The organism is Roseateles sp. P5_B10, assembly GCF_056400485.1.
Genome location: NZ_JBFULE010001360.1, coordinates 1 through 870, shown reverse-complemented (window position 1 = coordinate 870; position 870 = coordinate 1). Strand labels below are relative to the sequence as shown.

The 870-nt window shown below is 69.5% G+C and carries 2 protein-coding genes; one reads left to right on the top strand and one right to left on the bottom strand.

Going from position 1 to position 870, the window contains the following annotated elements:
* The first annotated feature begins 131 nt into the window (after positions 1–131).
* Complete coding sequence (locus tag AC1DU6_RS33320) at positions 132–647, top strand: AAA family ATPase (RefSeq protein WP_477862612.1); 516 nt, start codon at positions 132–134, stop codon at positions 645–647.
* Between the two features lie 3 nt (positions 648–650).
* Here AC1DU6_RS33320 and AC1DU6_RS33315 read toward each other — a convergent pair.
* A partial coding sequence (locus tag AC1DU6_RS33315) for a hypothetical protein (protein WP_477862610.1) occupies positions 651–870 on the bottom strand: 220 nt, incomplete at its 5' end.

Here is an 870-nt window from a genome sequence, read left to right as displayed (position 1 = left end):
CCCCCTACGCCGCGCTGCGCGCGCCCCCTTCGAGGGGGCACTGTCAGTGGCCCGGCAAAGCCGGTTCCACGGCAGTCGCTTGGCCAGCCACCACACGGCGAACTTGGCCACGCACAATTTGCGGAGCCTTCATGGCAAGGATGATTGCCTTGTTGGGTGCCGAATGCACCGGCAAGTCCACGCTGGCCGAGGCATTGGCACGGCAATTCAATGCCGGGCTCGTCAGCGAATACCTGCGCGAATGGTGCGACGCCCATGGCCGCACACCGCTGCAGCACGAGCAGGCCCACATCGCTGCCGAGCAGGCCGCGCGCATCGAGGCCGCGGCGCGGGCGCATGAACTGGTCTTCTGCGACACCACGCCGCTGATCACGGCACTGTGCAGCCAGCACTACTTCGGCGACGACAGCCTGCTCGTCCCCGCGCTGGCCTTCCAGCGCCGCTGCGCGCTGACGCTGCTGTGTGCACCCGACCTGCCCTGGCTGGCCGACGGCATCCAGCGCGACGGCCCCGAGGTGCGGTCGCGTTTCGACGGCCGGTTGCGCGCAGCACTGTCGGCCCAGGGCCTGCCCTGGGTCGACATCTGCGGCGACGAAGCGAGCCGTCTCGCTCAGGCCGCGCAGGCCGTGGGCGCACCGGCCCGCTGAGCTTCACTTCGCCTGCAACTGCGACAGCGCGTCGATGGATCGATTGACGGCGCGGTCCAGCGTGGCGGCCAGTGGCGTGCCGGCATTTTCGGCGGAGATCGCCGACAGCTTGGCCGCAAAGCCCAGGTGCAACTCGGCCAGCCAGTTCGGATGCGGATCGGGCTCGGGCACGGGCGGCCAACCAACGGGGAACTTGATCTTGCGCGGTTGCGTGGGGCACCAG

Bases quoted from the DNA above. Each gene is read 5' to 3' on its own strand.
- AC1DU6_RS33320 (WP_477862612.1), top strand. From the start codon at position 132: ATGGCAAGGATGATTGCCTTGTTGGGTGCCGAATGCACCGGCAAGTCC.